The organism is Spirochaetota bacterium, from assembly GCA_035477215.1.
GTDB lineage: Bacteria > Spirochaetota > UBA4802 > UBA4802 > UBA5368 > MVZN01.
The window spans coordinates 1-2,896 of the sequence record DATIKU010000028.1 but is presented as its reverse complement, the minus strand read 5'-3'; the positions used below and the strand labels follow the sequence as shown (position 1 = coordinate 2,896).

3 protein-coding genes are annotated in these 2,896 nt (G+C 55.3%); all 3 read left to right on the top strand.

The genetic code is table 11. The features are described 5' to 3' along the window. The first annotated feature begins 232 nt into the window (after positions 1 to 232). The 3 genes from VLM75_05950 (at position 233) to VLM75_05940 (ending at position 2,806) form a co-directional block, all read left to right on the top strand. Positions 233 to 1,126: a GDP-mannose 4,6-dehydratase gene (locus tag VLM75_05950; GenBank protein HSV96464.1), complete on the top strand. Its 894-nt coding sequence runs from the start codon at positions 233 to 235 to the stop codon at positions 1,124 to 1,126. A 184-nt stretch (positions 1,127 to 1,310) separates the two neighbouring features. Beyond that, positions 1,311 to 1,937: a hypothetical protein gene (locus tag VLM75_05945; GenBank protein ID HSV96463.1), complete on the top strand. Its 627-nt coding sequence runs from the start codon at positions 1,311 to 1,313 to the stop codon at positions 1,935 to 1,937. Then, the gene (locus tag VLM75_05940; protein HSV96462.1) at positions 1,934 to 2,806 is read left to right on the top strand and encodes a nucleotidyl transferase AbiEii/AbiGii toxin family protein; all 873 of its coding nucleotides are present in this window, start codon (positions 1,934 to 1,936) and stop codon (positions 2,804 to 2,806) included. The genes VLM75_05945 and VLM75_05940 overlap by 4 nt, the downstream gene beginning before the upstream one ends. Positions 2,807 to 2,896: the final 90 nt, after the last annotated feature.

Genomic DNA, 2,896 nt, shown 5'->3' with positions numbered 1-2,896 from the left:
ACAGAGTATTTCAGCAAACATGTCATCGCGAGGAGCGCAGCGACGCGGCGATCTCAACAGGCATCGAGTATTCATAGAACTTAATGTGGAAAGAGATTGCGCTGGCCAGGACGGACGAGTGCCGCGGAGCACACGGATGTGCGAGAGCGGCCCACGCCCCGAAACGGCCGGGGCTCGCAATGACAGTTCGAAGATAGAATTTTGAATCTTCAATTTTGGAATCCTGAACCCAATGAAAATCCTCATAACCGGAATACGCGGCTTCGTCGGGCGGCACCTCGAGAAAACACTTCTCGAACGCGGGCACGAGGTATATGGCTGCGATACAATTTCGGTTGAGGACGATTCCCGCCATTATCGGGTGGATATCACCGATAACACGGCGGTGAAGAACTGCATCGGGCATGTCAGGCCCGACGCGATCGCCCATCTCGCCGCCATCTCGTTCGTTCCGTCACGGGACATTCAGGACATTTACCGTATCAACAGCTTCGGAACACTGAACCTCCTGAGGGCGGCCTCGCTCATCTCGCCGATGCCCCGGTTTCTTCTCATCAGCTCCTCGCAGGTATACGGCAACGTTCCGGCCGCGGATCAGCCCATACGGGAAAGCGCCCAGGTCGAACCGGTAAACCACTACGGCGCGAGCAAGGCGGCCGGCGAGTCGCTCGCGCGGGCCTTCCGCGCCGAAACGGGCCTGCCGCTGGTCATCGCGCGGCCGTTTAACCATACGGGCGTCGGCCAGCCGCCGCATTTCGTGGTTCCCAAGATCGTGGACGCTTTCAGGCGCGGTGCCGACGAGCTTTCACTCGGCAACACCGCCGTGGTGCGCGACTTCCTCGACGTTCGCGACGTGGTAAACGCCTACACCATGCTTCTCGAGCGCTTCCCGGAGGGGAAGACGTTCAATATCGCCGTGGGGAGAGGGTACACGATCCCGGAGATTCTGGCGATCGCCTCGGAAAAGGCCGGGCGCTACATCGCGGTCCGGTACGACGAGGGGCTTGTGCGGCGGAACGACATCATGCATGCCGTCGGCGATTCCGGTCCGCTCCGGCGTGAAACGGGCTGGGCCCCCGTCCATTCGCTCGGGGATACGATAGGGTGGATGATGGGTGTGGATTGAAGATTAAAGATTTAAGATTGGCGGCATTCTGATGATTTACTAAATTACGCGATAGGCGTAATTATCGATGTAATGGAGCTGGGATGTTGAGGCGAGTGGTCGCTTGCTCCGTTCATTGTTTTTCGTATTCCGCTTGACATTTGCCAGTATGTCGACAAACTGTCGACATACTGGATGAATCAAGATGAATGAATTATTACAAATTCCCTATCCCGAATTCGATTACCTCGCCCTTATGAACGCACTGCGCGATTACCGGTACCCCCGGGACAGGGTGACGAAGCTTTTAGCTTCGGGACGCATCGTCCGCGTTAAAAAGGGGCTGTATATTCTCGGCGACAAGCTTCGCGCGGGGCCGTTTTCGAGGGAGATCCTCGCCAACCTTATCTATGGACCGTCGTATATCTCACTCGAATACGCGTTGTCCTATCACCAAATGATTCCCGAATGGGTCCGGAATGTTACCAGCGTAACGTCCGCGAAGAATAAGTCATTTACCACGCCGGTGGGCGTATTTACGTACCGGCATCTTCCTGTCTCACTCTTCACTTCAGGCGTTCGAAGCATACCGATGTCCGACGGCAGGAGCTTCCTTATCGCCACGCCCGAGAAAGCGATTGCGGATATCCTGTATTTCGCCGGCGGATTAAGCTCGAAGGCGGAGGTGGAGGATTTTCTCTTTGAAAATATGAGGATCGACGAGGAAGCCGTGGAGAGGCTCGACGTTGACGCGCTTGAAAAAATCGTGGCGCCGTATAAGGGCGCGGCGATGAAATATCTTCCGCGTATCGCCGGGAAGAGAAGGGCATGAACGCCGTCCTCGATATGCTGGCGCGCCGAAATCCGCGGACGCGGGGGGAGTACGAATACGCCCTCAAACAGATTATCCAGGAAATAGCCCTTCTGGGCCTGTGGAGGGGCAAGTTTTTCGAAAAGGCCGCGTTTTACGGCGGAAGCGCTCTCAGGATTTTTCATGGACTCGACCGTTTTTCGGAGGACCTCGATTTTTCCCTGCTGAGGCGATCGGATGGGTTCGATCTTGCCGATTATTTCCCTTTCATTGTCCGGGAGCTCGAGGGGTTCGGTTTTGATGTGGAAATCACGATGAAAGAAAAAAACGCCTCCGGCGATGTCGATACCGCTTTTGTTAAGGCCAATACGCTGGTCCATTTCATTAAAGTCGGGGTTCCCGCGGACATTCGCGATAACGTTCCGGCCAACCGTCTCTCGAAGTTGAAATTTGAAATCGATAACGACCCCCCGTCCGGTTTCGAGGTCGAATCGCGTTTCGCGCTGGAGCCGGTTCCCTTCAGCGTTGTGCTGTATACGCCGCCCTCCCTTTTCGCGGGTAAAATGCATGCGCTCCTGTGCAGGTCGTGGAAAAGCCGCGTTAAAGGGCGCGACTGGTACGATTTTTACTGGTTCGTTAAAAATAACACGCCGCTCGACCTGTTTCACCTCGAAAAAAGGATGGAACAGAGCGGCCATCTCGAAGCGGGGAAACCGCTGTCAAGAGCGGTTTTTACGAGGCTTCTTTCGGACAGAATCGGCTCGGTCGACTTTTCCATGGCGAAAAAAGACGTCGCCCCCTTTCTCCGCGACGCCGGAGCGCTGGAGGTGTGGTCGGCCGAATTCTTTCTTGATGTTTCGCGGAGGATTGGTTTTAGGATTGAAGATTGAAGATTCAAGAGTGACGGTGACCGCGATTGGGGCTACCGTTTTACGGAAGGAGACTACCCTGTCTCGTATGAAGACGAATAAACGCATAGA